At 69.7% G+C, this 15,771-nt stretch carries 17 protein-coding genes, 1 tRNA gene and 1 pseudogene; 7 read left to right on the plus strand and 12 right to left on the minus strand.

Annotated elements, in window-relative coordinates; genetic code table 11:
* Positions 1–63 precede the first annotated feature (63 nt).
* The 4 genes from Q392_RS09970 to Q392_RS09985 all read right to left on the minus strand — a co-directional run bounded on the left by Q392_RS09970 (position 64) and on the right by Q392_RS09985 (position 3,643).
* The gene (locus tag Q392_RS09970; protein ID WP_038205720.1) at positions 64–474 is read right to left on the minus strand and encodes a YgiW/YdeI family stress tolerance OB fold protein; all 411 of its coding nucleotides are present in this window, start codon (positions 472–474) and stop codon (positions 64–66) included.
* Between the two features lie 96 nt (positions 475–570).
* Positions 571–1,962, minus strand: a complete 1,392-nt coding sequence (locus tag Q392_RS09975) for a sensor histidine kinase (protein WP_051953195.1) — start codon at positions 1,960–1,962, stop codon at positions 571–573.
* Positions 1,959–2,627, minus strand: coding sequence for a response regulator transcription factor (locus Q392_RS09980; RefSeq protein ID WP_038205722.1), 669 nt, complete (start codon positions 2,625–2,627; stop codon positions 1,959–1,961). Before Q392_RS09980 ends, Q392_RS09975 begins: the two co-directional genes overlap by 4 nt.
* Before the next feature lie 50 nt (positions 2,628–2,677).
* Positions 2,678–3,643, minus strand: coding sequence for a LysR family transcriptional regulator (locus Q392_RS09985; protein WP_084216975.1), 966 nt, complete (start codon positions 3,641–3,643; stop codon positions 2,678–2,680).
* 102 nt (positions 3,644–3,745) lie between these two features.
* On the opposite strand from Q392_RS09985, the gene Q392_RS09990 reads away from it, so the two are divergent.
* The 5 genes and pseudogenes from Q392_RS09990 to Q392_RS31845 all read left to right on the plus strand — a co-directional run.
* Positions 3,746–4,258 carry a cyclophilin-like fold protein gene (locus tag Q392_RS09990; RefSeq protein ID WP_038205725.1) on the plus strand — a complete coding sequence of 171 codons (513 nt, stop codon included), beginning with the start codon at positions 3,746–3,748 and terminating at the stop codon, positions 4,256–4,258.
* Positions 4,259–4,302: 44 nt separating this feature from the next.
* A complete protein-coding gene (locus tag Q392_RS09995) occupies positions 4,303–5,418 on the plus strand; it encodes an alpha/beta hydrolase (RefSeq protein ID WP_038205728.1) in 1,116 nt (371 codons plus the stop codon).
* Positions 5,419–5,524: 106 nt separating this feature from the next.
* A complete protein-coding gene (locus Q392_RS10000; RefSeq protein ID WP_038205731.1) occupies positions 5,525–6,748 on the plus strand; it encodes an MFS transporter in 1,224 nt (407 codons plus the stop codon).
* A 41-nt stretch (positions 6,749–6,789) separates the two neighbouring features.
* Positions 6,790–6,951 carry a hypothetical protein gene (locus tag Q392_RS32735; RefSeq protein ID WP_157007882.1) on the plus strand — a complete coding sequence of 54 codons (162 nt, stop codon included), beginning with the start codon at positions 6,790–6,792 and terminating at the stop codon, positions 6,949–6,951.
* Positions 6,885–7,124, plus strand: a pseudogene (locus Q392_RS31845) (inositol monophosphatase family protein); the annotation flags it as partial. The gene Q392_RS32735 and the pseudogene Q392_RS31845, both read left to right, overlap by 67 nt.
* 183 nt (positions 7,125–7,307) lie before the next feature.
* Here Q392_RS31845 and Q392_RS10005 read toward each other — a convergent pair.
* The 6 genes from Q392_RS10005 to Q392_RS10030 all read right to left on the minus strand — a co-directional run bounded on the left by Q392_RS10005 (position 7,308) and on the right by Q392_RS10030 (position 12,060).
* Positions 7,308–7,395, minus strand: a tRNA-Ser gene (locus tag Q392_RS10005).
* A gap of 13 nt (positions 7,396–7,408) precedes the next feature.
* Positions 7,409–8,662 (minus strand): radical SAM family heme chaperone HemW, encoded by a 1,254-nt coding sequence (hemW, locus tag Q392_RS10010; RefSeq protein WP_038205734.1) that lies wholly within the window; start codon positions 8,660–8,662, stop codon positions 7,409–7,411.
* Positions 8,659–9,267, minus strand: a complete 609-nt coding sequence (gene rdgB, locus Q392_RS10015) for an RdgB/HAM1 family non-canonical purine NTP pyrophosphatase (RefSeq protein ID WP_038205737.1) — start codon at positions 9,265–9,267, stop codon at positions 8,659–8,661. Before rdgB ends, hemW begins: the two co-directional genes overlap by 4 nt.
* Before the next feature lie 4 nt (positions 9,268–9,271).
* Entirely contained in the window at positions 9,272–10,015 is a 744-nt protein-coding gene (gene rph, locus Q392_RS10020; RefSeq protein ID WP_038205740.1) for a ribonuclease PH, read from the minus strand.
* 58 nt (positions 10,016–10,073) lie between these two features.
* Positions 10,074–10,970 carry a PP2C family protein-serine/threonine phosphatase gene (locus tag Q392_RS10025; protein WP_038205743.1) on the minus strand — a complete coding sequence of 299 codons (897 nt, stop codon included), beginning with the start codon at positions 10,968–10,970 and terminating at the stop codon, positions 10,074–10,076.
* An 82-nt stretch (positions 10,971–11,052) separates the two neighbouring features.
* Positions 11,053–12,060 (minus strand): serine/threonine protein kinase, encoded by a 1,008-nt coding sequence (locus Q392_RS10030; RefSeq protein ID WP_038205746.1) that lies wholly within the window; start codon positions 12,058–12,060, stop codon positions 11,053–11,055.
* A gap of 130 nt (positions 12,061–12,190) precedes the next feature.
* On the opposite strand from Q392_RS10030, the gene Q392_RS10035 reads away from it, so the two are divergent.
* Entirely contained in the window at positions 12,191–13,102 is a 912-nt protein-coding gene (locus tag Q392_RS10035; protein WP_084216976.1) for a YicC/YloC family endoribonuclease, read from the plus strand.
* A gap of 286 nt (positions 13,103–13,388) precedes the next feature.
* On the plus strand, positions 13,389–14,744 hold the full coding sequence (locus Q392_RS10040; RefSeq protein WP_084216977.1) for a tyrosine-type recombinase/integrase: 1,356 nt from the start codon (positions 13,389–13,391) through the stop codon (positions 14,742–14,744).
* Between the two features lie 26 nt (positions 14,745–14,770).
* Here Q392_RS10040 and Q392_RS10045 read toward each other — a convergent pair whose 3' ends face one another.
* Together Q392_RS10045 and Q392_RS10050 are read right to left on the minus strand one after the other, a co-directional pair.
* Entirely contained in the window at positions 14,771–15,319 is a 549-nt protein-coding gene (locus Q392_RS10045; RefSeq protein ID WP_038205752.1) for a PD-(D/E)XK nuclease family protein, read from the minus strand.
* A gap of 2 nt (positions 15,320–15,321) precedes the next feature.
* The gene (locus tag Q392_RS10050) at positions 15,322–15,768 is read right to left on the minus strand and encodes a CFI-box-CTERM domain-containing protein (RefSeq protein WP_038205755.1); all 447 of its coding nucleotides are present in this window, start codon (positions 15,766–15,768) and stop codon (positions 15,322–15,324) included.
* Between the last annotated feature and the right edge of the window lie 3 nt (positions 15,769–15,771).

Below are 15,771 nucleotides of genomic sequence, written 5' to 3' on the forward strand. Positions count from 1 at the left end.
GCCACTGCAGTCGCAAAGAAAAGAGGCAGGCCTTCCGGTCCGCCCCGGCGTTCATGTGCCCGGTCAGGGCAGCAGCGTCACCCGGTCCACCTCGAACTCGGTCTTGCGCAGCCCCTTGTCGAACTCGCCCAGCAGTTCCACGCGGTGCTCGGCGCTCACGGTCTGGCCCGCGGGGAAGTCCTCGTCGTCGATCTCCACGGTGATGCGGCCGGTGGCGTCCTCGAAGGTGTAGCGCTCGTTCCCCTCGAACGAGACGATGCGGCCCTGCAGCCGGGCAGGCTGGTCGTCGCGCCCCGCGTCGAGCAGTTGCCGCACCGTCATCAGCGGCACGTTGACGGGCCCCGCGTACGCGCCTTGGGCAGCGGCCTTGGGCGCGTTGCTGGGACCGGTGTATCCCGCCGGCTGCGCGGAGGCGGCGGCGGCGGTGAGAGCCAGGACGGCGGCGACAGCCCATGTGGATGCAGTGTTGCGCATGATTCGATTCCTTTCTTTCTGTCGATGCAAGAAAAACCCCGCCGAGGCGGGACAACCCCATTGGGCGGCCCCAAGATGAAGGCAGTCTGATGTGCGTCAGTCCGGCGGGAAATCGAGCACCACGCTCAGTCCGCGGCCGTCCAGCCCGTCCTCGAATCGCAGGCTGGCGCCATGCAGCGCGGCGATGCGCGCGACGATGGACAGGCCCAGGCCATTGCCGGTCTGCCCGGTGCCCAGCACCCGGAAGAACCGCTCCCCGAGCCGCGCCCGCTGTCCTGGCGGCACGCCTGTGCCGTCGTCGCGCACGGCCAGGCGCGTGCCGCCCTGCGGCAGGCGCGCGGACTCGATGCGCACCCGTCCGCCTTCACGGCCGTAGCGCACGGCGTTGTCGACCAGGTTGCGCAGCGCGCTGGCCAGCAGTGCGGGCGCGGCGCGCAGCCGCGGCACGGCCAGGGCCCGCTCGACCTGCACGCCCGGCGCCTGCGCCTGGAGGTCCAGGCCGTCGAGCAGCGCCTCGAGGTCCACCGCCTCGCGCGCCAGGGGCTCGGCCTGCGGCTCCAGGCGCGCCAGCGCCAGCAGGCCCTCCACCAGCGCGGTGCAGCGGTCCAGGTCGGCGCGCAGTTGCCGCAGGTGGGTGTCCGGCAGCTTCAGCTCGCGCTCGATGAGCTGCACGCGCATGCGCAGCGCGGCCAGCGGCGTGCGCAGCTCGTGCGCAGCATCGGCCGTGAAGCGGCGCTCGCCGTCCAGCGCCGCGGCCAGGCGCGCCAGCAGCGCGTTGAGCGCGGCCAGGATCGGCTGCAGCTCGCGCGGCGGATCGGGTGCCTGCACCGGCGTCAGGTCGTGCGGCGACTTGGCGTCGATGCGCAGGGCCGTGTCCTCCAGCGGCCGCAGCAGGCGCCGGATCAGCAGCCAGCTGAGCAGGCCGAGCAGCGCCAGCAGCGCCAGCGCGGGCCAGGCCAGGTTCTCTGCCATCTCCTCCAGCAGATCCAGGCGCTCTTCCATCGGCTGCGCCACCTGGGCCGTGACGCCGCCGGGCCCGGGGCGCACGTGCACGCGCCAGAACTCGCCCTCCACCCGGACCGTGGCCGTCTCCTCGCGCTGCGCATGGGGCCGGAAGGCCGTGGCCGGCGTGTCCTCGCCGCGCAGGAGCACGCGGCCGTCGGGTGCCACGAGCTGGTAGTACATGCGCAGCCTCAGCGCGTCGCCGCGGCCCGGGCGCAGCCCCGGGAAGGCGCCGGCGGCGGCCTCGCCCTGGGGCGCCAGCTGCAACACCAGGCGCGAACCCTCTTCCAGCGCGTCGTCGAAGACGTCGCTGGTCGCGAACCAGGCCACGCCGACGACGATGGCGAGGCTCGTCAGCCACAGGCCGACGCTGGTCCCCATCACGGCCAGCAGCAGGCGCCGGCGCAGCGACCAGCCGCGGCGCGGGGATGCGGCATCCGCGGTGTCGGGCCGCCGCCCGGCCGCCGGCCATCGGAAGCGCGTCATGCGGGCGCCAGCCGGTAGCCCTGGTTGCGCACCGTCACGATGAAGCCGCTGCCCAGCTTCCTGCGCAGGTTGTAGACGTGCACCTCGATGGCGTTGCTCTCCACCTCCGCGCCCCAGCCGTACAGGGCGTCCTCCAGCTGGGCGCGGCTCAGGATGTGGGCGGGACGGCGCATCAGCGCCTGCAGCACGGCGAATTCGCGTGCGGTGAGCGTGAGCGGCGCGCCGTCCAGGGTCACGCGCTTGGCGGCCGGGTCGAGCGCCACCGCGCCGTGGCGCAGCTCGGGGGCACCCTGCGCCGCGCCCCGGCGCAGGGCGGCGCGCACCCGGGCCGACAGCTCCTCCAGGTCGAAGGGCTTGACCAGGTAGTCGTCCGCGCCCAGGTCCAGCCCCTGCACGCGGTCGGCCAGCGTGTCGCGCGCCGTGATCACGATCACCGGCGGCTGCGCCCGCGCAGCGCCCTCGGCACGCAGGGCCTTCAGGACGGCATCGCCGTCGAGACCGGGCAGGCCCCGGTCCAGCAGCACGCACTGGTATTCGTGCGTGGCCAGCGCCGCGGCGGCCTGGTCGCCGCGCTGCAGCCAGTCCACCGCATAGCCGTCCATCTGCAGCCACGACTGCAGCGAACTGCCCAGCGAGGGATCGTCTTCGATCAGGAGGATGCGCATGGGGCCAGCCTAGAGCACGAAGATGAAGTGGAACTGATGCCTCGGTCCGATCACCTGGCGGCGGGCTTCCTCGGTGCCGCGGCGCGCCGGGGCGCGCTGCCGGTGCGGGCCGCCTCCGGACGCGGCGCCCTGTAGCGCAGTGCGTCGACGACCAGCGCGAACGCCGGCGAGGGCTGCCGGCGGCTCGGGTAGTAGAGGTGGTAGCCCGCGAACGGCGGGCACCAGTCCTCCAGCAGCCGCACCAGGCGGCCTGCCTCGATGTGCGCCATCACCTCGTCCTCGGGCAGCAGCGTGACGCCCAGGCCGGCCAGCGCCGCATCCACCTGGGGCTGCGTGGTGTTGAAGATCAACTGCCCGTCCACGCGCACGTTCAGCCTGCGCCCCTTGCGCTCGAAGTCCCACACGTAGAGCCCGCCGGACGTGGGCATGCGCTGGTTGATGCAGTTGTGCGCCGTGAGGTCATGCGGCGTCCTGGGCGCCGTGCGATCCGCCAGGTACGCCGGCGCGGCCACCACCGCCATGCGCAGCGGCGGGCCGAGGGGCACCGCGATCATGTCCTTGTCGATGGTGCTGCCCAGCCGCACCCCCGCGTCGAAGCGGTCGGCCACGATGTCGCGCAATCCGTAGTTCACGTCGAACTCCAGCGCGATGTCGGGGTACTCGCGCAGCAGCGGCGCCAGCCTGGGCAGCAGGAGAGTGTGCAGCGCGTTGTCGCCGCAGGTGATGCGCACGGTGCCCGAGGGCTTGTCGCGCAGCTCGGTGAGCGCGTCCAGCTCGGCCTCGATCTCGTCGAAGCGATGGCCGATGGCATTCAGCAGGCGCTCGCCCGCCGCCGTCGGCGAGACGCTGCGCGTGGTGCGGGTCAGCAGCCGGATCCGAAGCCGCGCCTCCAGGCCGCTGATGGCCTGGCTCAGCGCCGATTGCGTCACCCCCAGCAGGGCCGCGGCGCGCGTGAAGCTGCCCTCGCGCGCGATGGTGACGAAGGACAGAAGGTCGTTGAGGTTGCGCCGGGCCATGGGCAGTCTCCCCGCATGCCGAGATCGGATTAGTCTAGCTAATAAGGTCTTTAAGCATTCATTAGCTAGTCAGGACCGACCTCGACGGGGATCATTCGAAGCATGGAAACGCCCGCACCCACAACGACCCACCGGCCGAGACGCGCGGCGCTGGCGCTGCTGGCCGGGCCGATCCTCGGGCTGGCAGCGTGCGCATTCGGCGGCCATGCCATGGCCCAGACGCCGCGCGGCACTTCGTCCACGCCGCCGAAGGAATCCACCATGAAGATCCGCCTGATCGTCGGCGACAAGGTCGCCACCGCCACGCTGTACGACAACGCCACCGCCAGGGATTTCGCATCGCTGCTGCCGCTGTCCCTGACGATGACGGACTACGACACCATCGAACGCGTCTCCGACCTGCCGCGCAGGCTCTCCGTGCAGGGCGCCCCCGAGGGCATGGCGCCCGCGGCCGGTGAACTGACCCACTACGCGCCGTGGGGCAACCTGGCGATCTTCGTCGAGCCGCGCTCCTATTCGCGCAGCCTGCTGCCGCTGGGCAAGGTCGACGAAGGCCTCGCCGTCCTGTCCCAGCCCGGCCCGTACAAGCTGCGCATCGAACGCGTCACGCCCTGAACCGTCTGCACGCGGCAGCGATCCGCATGAAAGGAATACCCATCATGACCAAGACCATCGAGACGAGCAGCGACGTCGCCACGCTGGATGTCGCCGACGCCGGCCGCCGCAGCTTGCTGAAGATGACCGGCACGGGAATCGCCGCCCTGGGCGTCGGCGCCGTCGCCGCAGGCCCGGCCACGGCGCAGCCGGCAGTGAAACTCACCGGCAAGTGGGACAAGGTGTTTCCCAAGAGCGACAAGGTGAACCACAGGAAAGTCACCTTCAGGAACCGCTACGGCATCACCCTGGCCGGAGACCTGTACCAGCCCAAGAACGCGAGCGGCAAGCTCGCGGCGCTTGCCGTGGGCGGCCCGTTCGGCGCCGTGAAGGAACAATCCTCCGGCCTGTACGCGCAGACCATGGCCGAGCGCGGCTTCGTCACCCTGGCCTTCGACCCCTCCTACACCGGCGAGAGCAGCGGCGAGCCGCGCAACGTCGCCTCGCCCGACATCAGCGTCGAGGATTTCAGCGCGGCGGTGGATTGCCTGGGCCTGCTACCGAACGTGGACCGCGAGCGCATCGGCATCATCGGCATCTGCGGCTGGGGCGGCATGGCACTGAGCGCCGCGGCCGTGGACAAGCGCATCAAGGCCGTCGTCGCCAGCACCATGTACGACATGACGCGCGTCATGTCCAAGGGCTACGACGACAGCATGACTCCGGCGCAGCGCGCGCAGGCGCTGGAGCAGTTGGGCCGGCAGCGCTGGAAGGACGCGGAGGCCGGCAAGCCCGCCTACCAGCCGCCCTACAACGAACTGAAGGGCGGCGAGGCACCGTTCCTGGTCGAGTACCACGACTACTACCGAACGAAGCGCGGCTATCACCCGCGGGCGGTCAACTCCGGCAACGCCTGGACGCTCACCACGCCGCTGCCGTTCATGAACCTGCCGATCCTCACTTACATCCAGGGGATTGCGCCGCGGCCGATCCTCCTGGTCCATGGAGAGAAGGCGCATTCGCGCTACTTCAGCGAAACCGCCTACGCCGCGGCGGCGGAGCCGAAGGAACTCGTGATCGTTCCGGGGGCCGTCCACGTGGACCTGTACGACCGGATGGACAAGATCCCGTTCGACAAGTTGACGGCGTTCTTCCAGAAGAACCTGGCGGCCTCGGCGTAGGGCCCCGGACGCGCCCGCCGCGCCCCTTGCATTCGCATGCCACTGACCGCGCACGTCACGGTGGCGCGGCACGGCCTGCCGAGCGACAGAAGAAGAAAAGCACTCCATGACTGCCACCAGCATCGACGCCTCCCAGGGCGCCAACACCCTCAGCCCGGAGAAGCCGACGTCCTGGAGCGGTGTCTTCGCCATGTCGGTGTGCGCCTTCGCGCTGATCGCCTCGGAATTCCTGCCCGTCAGCCTGCTGACGCCCATGGCAACGGACCTGCATGTCACCGAAGGCATGGCCGGCCAGGGCATCGCCATCTCAGGCGCCTTCGCCGTGCTCACGAGCCTGTTCATCTCGGCGCTGGCCGGCAGCCTCGACCGCAAGACGCTGCTGCTGGGCCTGACGCTGGCGATGGGCCTGTCCGGCGCCATCGTCGCACTGGCGCCCAACTACGCCACCTACATGCTGGGCCGCGCCCTGATCGGTGTGGTCGTCGGCGGCTTCTGGTCCCTGTCGGCGGCCACGGCGATCCGGCTGGTGCCGCCGCGCGATGTTCCCCGCGCCCTGGCCATCGTCAATGGCGGCAACGCGCTCGCCACGGTGGTGGCCGCGCCGCTGGGCGCCTGCCTGGGCACCGTCGTCGGCTGGCGCGGTGCCTTCCTGTGCCTCGTTCCGGTGTCGCTGATCGCGCTGGCCTGGCAATGGAAGACGCTGCCGGCCATGCCGGCCGCTGCACGCCCACCCGGCATCGGCAACGTATTCAAGGTGTTCACCCTCTTCAAGCACCCGGGCGTCGCCGTGGGCATGCTGGCCGGCAGCCTGCTGTTCATGGGGCAGTTCGGGCTGTTCACCTACGTGCGGCCTTTCCTGGAAGCCGTCACGGGCGTGCATGGGACTTCGATCTCGCTGGTCCTGCTCGTGATCGGCGCGACCGGTTTCGTCGGCACCGTGCTCATCGGCCATGTACTGCAGCGAGGCTTCTACCGGACGCTGGTCGTCATCCCGGTGCTGATGGCCGTGACGGCCCTGGCGCTGATCGCCTTCGGCGGCTCGGTCGCCATCGTCGTCGCGCTGCTCGCTCTGTGGGGCCTGACCGGCACCTCGGCGCCCGTGGGCTGGTGGGCCTGGATCGCCAGGGTGTTCCCGAAGGATGCCGAGGCCGCCGGCGGCCTGTTCGTCGCCGTGGTGCAGCTGTCCATCGCGCTGGGCTCCACCGTGGGCGGCCTGTTGTTCGACCACAGCGGCTACCGGAGCACCTTCTTCATGAGCGCGGCACTGCTGGCGACCTGCGCGGCACTGACGGCGATGACCGCGCGCAGCGCGGGCCCGCGGGGAGCCTGACCGCGCGGGCCGACAATCGGCCTCCGCAAAGGGGCCGATGCATGCCGCTTTCCGTCGATGACCTGGCGCGGGTGGGCGACGCGCTGCGAGCTGCAGGCCAGGTCGAACTGCGCATCCGGGTGAACCGGCGGCTGGCTGCACTGCGCACGAGTACCGGCTGGCGGCCGCCGGACAGGTGCACGTCCTCCTCTACAACAAGCTGATGCCCTGGGACCATGCCGGCGACTGGCTCCTGCACCACGAGGCCGGTGGCCACAGCGCGAACTTCGACGGCTCGGCCTATCAGCCAACTCACACCTCGGGCGGCCTGCTCTGCGTCCCCGACGCCGCCAGTTGGCAAGCGCTGAGGACGGCTGCTGGACGAGGACGGGGCTGAGCCACCGCCTCTTGGTCAGGTGCCGCGATGACTCATGCAACGTTCATGCTTGGCGGTCTCGTGAACGTCGATCCTGCTCAAGCCCGCTTCAAGCGGTCGCAGCACATCTGTTGGACAGGCAAAAGAAAAGCCGCTGCTCGAGAGACGGCAGCGGCCTTGTAAGTTCTTGATTTTATTGATAGCTGGCGGAGAGTGTGGGATTCGAACCCACGGACGGTTGCCCGTCGGCAGTTTTCAAGACTGCTGGTTTAAACCACTCACCCAACTCTCCGAGGCAGCGGATTCTAGGAGGGCAGGAACATCTCCTGCAGGTCGCTCAGGAAATCGAAGCCGCGCGGCGTCGGCCACACGCGATGCAGGTCGCGCGCCACCAGGCCGCGGCGTTCGGCCTCTTCCAGCGGGCGCTGGATGGCGCTGACCGGCAGGCCGGTGCGTTCGCTGAACTGCGCCAGCGTGAAGCCCTGCGCCAGCCGCAGCGCGTTGAGCATGAACTCGAAGGGCAGTTCGGCCAGCGCGACGTCCTCGCTGCTCGCCACGGCCTGCCCGGTGAGCGCCTTCTCCAGGTACGAGCGCGGGTCGCGCCAGCGCGTCTGGCGCACGATGCGGTGCGCGAAGCTCAGCTTGCCGTGCGCGCCGGCGCCGATGCCCAGGTAGTCGCCGAACTGCCAGTAGTTGAGGTTGTGCGTACACGCGTGTCCCGGCCGCGCATAGGCCGAGACTTCGTAGCGCCCCATGCCCGCTGCCGCGGTGTGCTCGGTGATGTGGTCGAGCATGGACCAGGCGAGGTCCTCGTCGGGCAGCGCGGGCGGGTACTTGGCGAAGACGGTGTTGGGCTCCACCGTGAGGTGGTAGACCGACAGGTGCGGCGGCTGCAGCGCGAGCGCCTGCGCCAGGTCGGCCTGCAGACCCGCCAGCGTCTGCCCGGGCAGCGCGTACATCAGGTCGAGGTTGAAGGTCTCGAAGGCGGCTGCGGCCTCCTCCACCGCCGCGATGGCCTGCGCGCGGTCGTGCACGCGGCCCAGGGCCTTCAGGTGCGCGTCGTCGAAGCTCTGCACGCCGACCGACAGCCGCGTGACGCCCGCGGCCCGGAAAGCGCGGAAGCGGTCGCGCTCGAAGGTGCCCGGGTTGGCCTCCAGCGTGATCTCGCAGCCGGGCTCCAGCACGAGCCTCGCGCGCACCGCGCCGAGCAGGCGGTCGATGGCCTCGGGCGAGAACAGGCTGGGCGTGCCGCCGCCGAGGAAGACGCTGGTCACCGGCCGCCCCCACACCAGCGGCAGCGCGGCCTCCAGGTCGGCGATCAGCGCGTCGACGTACTGTGCCTCGGGCAGCGGCGCATCGCCCTCGCCCCGGTCCCGCCACTCGTGCGAGTTGAAGTCGCAGTACGGGCACTTGCGCAGGCACCAGGGCAGGTGGATGTACAGCGCCAGCGGCGGCAGCGCGGCCAGTTGCAGCGGCCCCGGGCGCATCTGGTGGAGGGCATCGTTGGCGTGCTGCGCACCCGCGCCCTCTTCCTGCGCCGGATGGATGGGGATGTTCACGCCGGCGGCATCCAGCGCTCGCGCATCAGGGACAGCATCGCGCGCGCGGCCTGGCCGCGGTGGCTGTGCGCGTTCTTCACCTCGGACGGCAGTTGCGCGAAGGTCTTGCCGAAGGCGGGGATGAACATCACCGGATCGAAGCCGAAGCCGTGCTCGCCAATAGGCTCGCGCGTGATTTCGCCCGCCGCGCGGCCGACCGCGATCAGGGGCTCAGGGTCGTCGGCCGAACGCAACGCCACCAATGTGCTGACCAGCGCGGCCCGGCGGTCGGCCACGCCCTGCATCTGCTCCAGCAGCGCGCGCACGTTGTTGTCGTCGCCCTTCTCGTAGCCGAACTGCGTGGCGTAGTAGGCGGTGTCCACGCCCGGCAGGCCGCCGAAGGCCTCGACGCACAGGCCGGCGTCGTCGGCGATGGCCGGCAGGCCGGTCGCGGCGCTGGCGTGGCGCGCCTTGGCCAGCGCGTTCTCGACGAAGGTGCGGAAGGGTTCCTCGGCCTCGCCCACGCCCAGGTCGCCCTGGCGCACGAGCTCGATGCCCAGGCCGCCGAAGAGCTGCTGCAGCTCGGCCAGCTTGCCGGCGTTGTTGGAGGCGAGGACGAGCTTCATGACCTCACTGCTTGCTCAGTGGTGCGGCCAGCGCCTGCTTCTGCAGCTCGACCAGCTCGCCGATGCCCTTCTCGGCCAGCGCCAGCAACCGGTTCATCTCCTCGCGCGAGAAGGCGGCGCCCTCGGCCGTGCCCTGCACCTCGACGAAGTGGCCGGCGCCGGTCATCACCACGTTCATGTCCGTATCGCAGGCAGAGTCTTCGACGTACTCCAGGTCCAGCAGCGGCGTGCCCTGCACGATGCCGACCGAGACGGCGGCCACGTGCTCCTTGATGGGCGACGCGGCCAGGGCGCCGCTGGCCAGCAGCGTGCCCACCGCGTCCTGCGCGGCGACGAAGGCGCCGGTGATGGCCGCGGTGCGCGTGCCGCCGTCGGCCTGCAGCACGTCGCAGTCGAGGTGGATGGTGCGCTCGCCGAGCAGCTTCAGGTCGAACACGGCGCGCATGGAGCGGCCGATCAGGCGCTGGATCTCCTGCGTGCGCCCGCTCTGCTTGCCCTTGGCCGCCTCGCGGCTGCCGCGGGTGTGGGTGGCGCGCGGCAGCATGCCGTACTCGGCCGTCACCCAGCCTTCGCCGCTGCCCTTCTTGTGCGGCGGCACCTTCTCCTCGACCGAGGCGGTGCACAGCACGCGCGTCTGGCCGAACTCGATGAGCACCGAGCCCTCGGCATGGATGGTGAAGCCACGGGTGATGCGCACCGGACGCAGCTGGTCGGCGGCACGGCCGCCGCTTCGGATGAAAGCAGTCATGAAGAAGATTCAGGAAGGGAAGAACGGAAAACCCGCGGCCCGCAGGGACGGCCCGCGGTCAGGTCTTGCGGGAAGCCGACCGGCGGATGGCCTCGTTGATCTCGGCGATGGAGCGCTCGATGGCGTCGTCGTCCAGGTCGTCGATTTCGCCTTCGGCCGGCATGCCCGCCTGGATGGTGGAGGCGAACACCTCGTCGCTGATGCTGTCGGTGGAGATGCCGGCCGAACCCGGCGCGTCGGGCGTCTCCCAGTCGATGGCGATCAGCGTCGCGTTGTCACCGTTGGGGCCGCCGCGGCGCAGCGCCATCTCGACCAGCTCGGGCGCGGCGTCGGACACCGGGCGCGACGCCAGCGTGCGCACCAGCAGCGTGTCGTCCATCACGCCCCAGATGCCGTCGGAGCACAGCATCAGCCGGTCGCCCTGCTGCAGCGGCGTCGGCGCGGAGACCTCGAACAGCGGCGTCGTGGGCGAGCCCAGGCAGGTGAGCAGCAGGTTGCGGTTGGCCGGCTCGACGACGCCCGGCCGCGGGCGCTCGGCGTGCGAGTGGTCGCGCGTGCGGGCCAGCAGGTGCCCTTCGCGCACCAGGTACAGGCGCGAGTCGCCGCAATGCACCCAGGTGGCGGTGCCGTCCTGCAGCACCACAGCCACCACCGTCGTGCGCGGCGTATCGAGCATGGCCTTGTTGCTCGCGTAGCGCATGATCTGCTGGTGCGCCGCCATCACAGCCGACGCCAGGAAGGTCTTGGCGTCCTTCAGCAGCGGCCGCGCCTCGCGCTGGTACAGCGCGGCGATGGTCTGCAGCGTGAGCTGCGCCGCCACCTCGCCTTCCGGGTGGCCGCCCATGCCGTCGGCCAGCACGAACAGGCCGGACTCCCGCGTGTAGCAGTAGCCCATGCGGTCCTCGTTCGTGGCGCGGCCGCCCTTGCGGCTGACCTGGTAGACGGAGAATTTCACGGTGCCCGCCCGGCCGCCCGAAGGGCACTGCGCCCCCCCCGGGGGGGCAGCGGACACACGAAGTGGGGAGCGTGGGGGGCGTTCATACGGGCCGCGTGGTCGGTGCCACGGCCTTCGGCAGGGTGCGTTTTTCGGACGAGCGCATGTTGTCCAGCGACAGGCGCATCTTCTCGCCGACCGACAGGCGCGTGTAGCGGCGCTCGCCCTCGCGGCTGAGCTCCTTCTGCAGCGCGAAGACGGATTGGGGGCGCGACAGCGGGTCCAGCGCCATGCACCATTCCACGACCTCGATGAGGTCGTCGGAATACACGCCGCGCAGGCGCGAGAGCGACAGCCCCAGCCGGTCCTTCTCGATGCGCTGGGGCGCGTCGTTGGGCGGGTAGCCGTACATGCAGGCGTACATGCACGCGCCGATGGCGTAGATGTCGGTCCACGGGCCCATGGAGGAGTCGCGCCGGTACATCTCGGGCGCGGCGAAGCCGGGCGTGTACATGGGGCGGATGAAGTTGCCCTCCTTGGACAGCACCTCGCGCGCCGCACCGAAGTCGATCATCACCGCTCGGTCGTCGTTGGTGACGAAGATGTTGGCGGGCTTGATGTCCAGGTGCAGCATCTTGTGCTGGTGCACCACGCGCAGGCCGCGCAGGATCTCGTCGAACAGCGAGCGGATGGTGGACTCGCGGAACACCTTGGCCTTCTTCAGGTCGCGCGCGGTGACGATGAAGTCCTGCAGGGTGGCGCCCTCCAGGTAGTTCATCACCATGTAGACCGTCTCGTTCTCGCGGAAGAAGTTGAGCACGCTCACCACCGACGCGTGGGAGATCTGCGCCAGCGAGCGCCCCTCCTCGAAGAAGCTCTTCAGCCCGAGCCGGTACAGCGACAGCTTCTCGGGCGGCACCTGCGGCGTCAGCTCGCCCGTGGCGCGGCTGGCCAGCGACGAGGGCAGGTACTCCTTGATCGCCACCTGCTGGCCATTGGGATCGACCGCCAGGTACACCACGCCGAAGCCGCCCGCCGACAGCCGGCGGATCACGCGATAGCCGCCAATCATGGTGTCCGGCAGCAGTGGCGCGGGTTTGACCTTTGACATAATCGGGAGTTTCGCCTGAAGGCGGGGAAAGCGGCAAGCGAGCGCATCGCCGGAACCTCGCGAAAACGGCCACCGAGGAAACACCGAAGGTGGCCGGGCGGCACGCAATACACAGCGAGAGCGAGGCTCGATGCCAGTTTACAGCATGACCGGCTACGCCAGCGGGCAGAGCGGCCCGTCCGGCCCCCCCGAAGACAAGGAAGGCAGGGCGACGCCTGCAGGCCGCCTCGGGGTCGAGCTCCGCTCGGTCAACAGCCGCTATCTGGACCTGAGCTTCAAGCTCGCCGAAGACCTGCGACAGCACGAGCCGGCATTGCGCGAACTGCTCACCCGGCGGCTCAAGCGCGGCAAAGTCGAGGTGCGCGCCGCCGTCGATCTGCCCTCCGCCAGCCTGGCCGAGCCCAGCACCCGACTGCTGCAGCGCCTCAACGGCCTGCAGGACGCGGTGCGCGCCTGGCTGCCGGAGGCACGCGGACTCAGCGTCGCCGACGTGCTGCGCATGGCGGCCGGCGACACCGCCACGCCCACCGCCGGCAGCTTCGACGTAGTGGCCGTCGTGGGCCGTGTGGTCGACGACCTGGTCGCCGCCCGGGCGCGCGAAGGCGAGCGGCTGGCCGCCATGCTGCGCGAGCGGCTGGCCGCGCTGCGACGCCTGGCCGGCCAGGCTGCGCCGATCGTTCCGCAGCTGGTGGAACAGCAGCGCACCCGTTTCCTGCAGCGCTGGCAGGAGGCCATGGGCCTGGCCGGCGGCACCGCCCCCGAGGCCGCCCAGGAACGCGCCCTGGCCGAAGCCACCGCCTTCGCCATCCGCATCGACGTGGCGGAGGAACTGACCCGCCTGGCCGCGCACCTGGACGAGATCGAGGCCCTGCTCGACAACGGCGGCGAGATCGGCAAGCGCCTGGACTTCCTCATCCAGGAACTGCACCGCGAGGCCAACACGCTAGGCTCCAAATCGGCCACCCTGGAACTGACGCGCGTCGGCGTCGACATGAAGGTGCTGATCGAGCAGATGCGCGAGCAGGTGCAAAACATTGAGTAGGCAAATTGGCGGGTTCAAGCGGTCTCATGCCACTCCAACCCACCACGTAAACCGTTGATCTTCATAGGAAAGTAGGTTCAGGCCGTCGCGCGGCGTCTCACCACAGTGCACGCTCTTGTGGGGGTATCCGTGGGGGTCTCGGGCTCAGCGCCCAGATCTCCGCGGTGTTTTGGCACAGACCCCCACAGGCTCCCCGGAGAGCCGCGCCAGGACTGGATTTCCGCGTTTCCCGCGGACCCCCACATGGCGCGCTCTCCATGTTCCAAATCTGGAAGGAGATCGCGTGATGTCAGTGGCTGACAATGAAATCGCAAAGAAGGTGAGTGACATTGCCCTGCGGGCCTGGCTACGCGCCGGGCCTGTCGACAAGGGCATCGGTGGTGGACTGACGTTTGTGGCCTCGGCCTTCGCTGCCGAGAGAGGTCAGGCCTCCTGGGTCCTGCGCTACCGCTTCGCCGGCAAGAGCAAGGAGAAGATGCTCGGACGCTACCCCGACATCTCGCTGCAGGCGGCGCGCGAGCTCGCCCGCATTGATCGGGCGAAGGTCCAGCAAGGCATAGACGTCGCTGCGGAGAAGCAGCAGGCCAGAATCCTCGAGCGGCGCAAGCGGCCCTGCCTGGCCCTGCGAAGGGTGTGGCACCGACGCTACATCGTGCCGAACTACGGCCAGCCGGAACGGATCGAGTCCACGTTCGTGCGCTATGTGGACCCGATCATCGGGCACCTCATGGTCGACCAGGTCGAGCCGGAGCACATCGAACGCATCCTGGACCGCACCGTCAAGGCCGGCGCGCCGACCGTGGCCAATGACCTGCTCCGCTACCTGGTTCGGATGTTCGACTTCGCCGTGCGCAAACGCTACCGAACGGACAATCCCACGACGGGCTTCTCGCTGCAGGACGCCGGCGGTACCGAGCGAGCCCGGACCCGCTGGCTCGATTGCGGGCAATTGTCGGAGCTGGCCACAGCCATGCGGGAGACGGAGACCTTCGGGCGGATCAACGAGCTGTCCGTCTGGCTCCTCCTGGCGCTGTGCGTGCGCAAGATGGAACTGCTGTCAGCGAAGAAGTCCGCCTTCAACTTCCAACGCGCCCAATGGGCGCTGACCAGCGAAGACACGAAAACGCGGGCACCGCTCATCATTCCGCTGCCCGCGGTCGTGGTCGGCTGGCTCGAGGAGGTGATGGTGTTCTCGGGCAAGAGCGAGTACCTCTTCCCCGCCCGGCGCAAGGTCCGACGGCGAATGGGCAAGCCGGCGACGAACCGCTTTCCGCACATCTCGCCCGATACGCTCAACGTCGCGCTGGGACGCCTGACGACCTTGGAGATCGCGCACTTCACCGTCCACGACATGCGGCGCACCGCTCGGACCCACTTGGCGCGCATGGGCATCGCCCCCGACATCGCAGAGCGGGCCCTGAACCATGCAATCCAGTCCACCGAGGGCATCTACAACCAGTACGACTACATGCGGGAACGCAGAGCGGCGCTGTCGCGGTGGGCGAACTACCTGCACTCGCTGGAGCAGGGGACGCCGCTGCCTGAGGAGCATGAGGTGGAAGGCGAGGCCGCGCTGCCTTCGGGCGGCCCGTCCTTCCGTGCAGCGCCGCCACCGGCGGTTCGGTGGAGGACCGCCTCCTGAGGCGCCGAAGCCGCTGCGTGGAAGTCTCACGCGCGACCGCCGAATCGGTCGCACTTCGACCGCAGCGCGCAGCCACGGCAGGCGGCGTCCGCGGCCGCATAGGCAGGTGCCTCCTGCCGCGCCAGAATGGCCCGCCGCCGCCGGTGGAGACGGATCAGCGCGTCGGCCTCCAGCAAGGCCACGCGGTGAGAGCGAATTCTCTCGCCACGACCCGGTCCGAGGACCGACACGAACGCATACGGCTCCACCACCTCACCCGTCTGCTGCTGGACCGCAAGCCGCTGCGCCGATAGCTGGATGACGTCGGTCAGATAGGGCCGGTCCCGCCGACGGGTTTTCAGCTCCACGAGCACCAGGGAACCACCCAGCAGTCGATACACGCGGTCGACTTTTGCCACCAAGCGGAAAGGCTCGCGGATACGAAAGAGCGTCTCCATATAGACCAGCTCGGCATGAGCCAGTGCCCTCGGCCTCGAAGCCCGTTCGTCCCGGACTTTCTTGCGGGCCTGCCAGATCAGCGCCAGCAGGAACACCAGAACCAGGCCGGTCAGCGCGAATCCCAGCGGAAGGGTCATGTCTAGCCCCTTCTCCTTCTGTTGAGCGTCCTTTGGCACCACGACACCGCGACGCGCAACAGCCTGCGCAGGCCTGCCGCTGTCGCGGGCGAGCGCTCCAAGACACGCGACACCGCCGGCGCGCTCCAGTAGTACGTCGCCACGGCCCACCGGCCCCAACAGCGGCGCAGGAGCACCTCATCGCGGTAGGCGCGAAGCACCTGCGTCTCCGATGCATCCGGCCCGAACACGAAAGTAGCCACGAAGCATCGCCGATCCGAAGAGGACGCCATTCCCTGCTCGTAGTACGACTGATGGGCTACCTGGCCCCGCGTCCTGGCGACACGCTGCTCGAGCGTGACGTGCTCCCCGTGCAGGTGCTCGAGCAGCACCCGCATTTCGCAGAAGCCCATCTCCGCCAGCTCTTTGGCGCTCACCTCGTCGCACGGGCGAAGTCTTTGCTTGGCCATGCC

It is taken from the genome of Xenophilus azovorans DSM 13620 (assembly GCF_000745855.1).
Classification (GTDB): Bacteria; Pseudomonadota; Gammaproteobacteria; order Burkholderiales; family Burkholderiaceae_C; genus Xenophilus; species Xenophilus azovorans.

Coding starts and splice junctions, on each gene's coding strand:
- Q392_RS09970 (WP_038205720.1), bottom strand. CDS start 474: ATGCGCAACACTGCATCCACATGGGCTGTCGCCGCCGTCCTGGCTCTC.
- Q392_RS09975 (WP_051953195.1), bottom strand. CDS start 1,962: ATGACGCGCTTCCGATGGCCGGCGGCCGGGCGGCGGCCCGACACCGCG.
- Q392_RS09980 (WP_038205722.1), bottom strand. CDS start 2,627: ATGCGCATCCTCCTGATCGAAGACGATCCCTCGCTGGGCAGTTCGCTG.
- Q392_RS09985 (WP_084216975.1), bottom strand. CDS start 3,643: ATGGCCCGGCGCAACCTCAACGACCTTCTGTCCTTCGTCACCATCGCG.
- Q392_RS09990 (WP_038205725.1), top strand. CDS start 3,746: ATGGAAACGCCCGCACCCACAACGACCCACCGGCCGAGACGCGCGGCG.
- Q392_RS09995 (WP_038205728.1), top strand. CDS start 4,303: ATGACCAAGACCATCGAGACGAGCAGCGACGTCGCCACGCTGGATGTC.
- Q392_RS10000 (WP_038205731.1), top strand. CDS start 5,525: ATGACTGCCACCAGCATCGACGCCTCCCAGGGCGCCAACACCCTCAGC.
- Q392_RS32735 (WP_157007882.1), top strand. CDS start 6,790: ATGCCGCTTTCCGTCGATGACCTGGCGCGGGTGGGCGACGCGCTGCGA.
- rdgB (WP_038205737.1), bottom strand. CDS start 9,267: ATGAAGCTCGTCCTCGCCTCCAACAACGCCGGCAAGCTGGCCGAGCTG.
- rph (WP_038205740.1), bottom strand. CDS start 10,015: ATGACTGCTTTCATCCGAAGCGGCGGCCGTGCCGCCGACCAGCTGCGT.
- Q392_RS10030 (WP_038205746.1), bottom strand. CDS start 12,060: ATGTCAAAGGTCAAACCCGCGCCACTGCTGCCGGACACCATGATTGGC.
- Q392_RS10035 (WP_084216976.1), top strand. CDS start 12,191: ATGCCAGTTTACAGCATGACCGGCTACGCCAGCGGGCAGAGCGGCCCG.
- Q392_RS10040 (WP_084216977.1), top strand. CDS start 13,389: ATGTCAGTGGCTGACAATGAAATCGCAAAGAAGGTGAGTGACATTGCC.
- Q392_RS10045 (WP_038205752.1), bottom strand. CDS start 15,319: ATGACCCTTCCGCTGGGATTCGCGCTGACCGGCCTGGTTCTGGTGTTC.
- Q392_RS10050 (WP_038205755.1), bottom strand. CDS start 15,768: ATGGCCAAGCAAAGACTTCGCCCGTGCGACGAGGTGAGCGCCAAAGAG.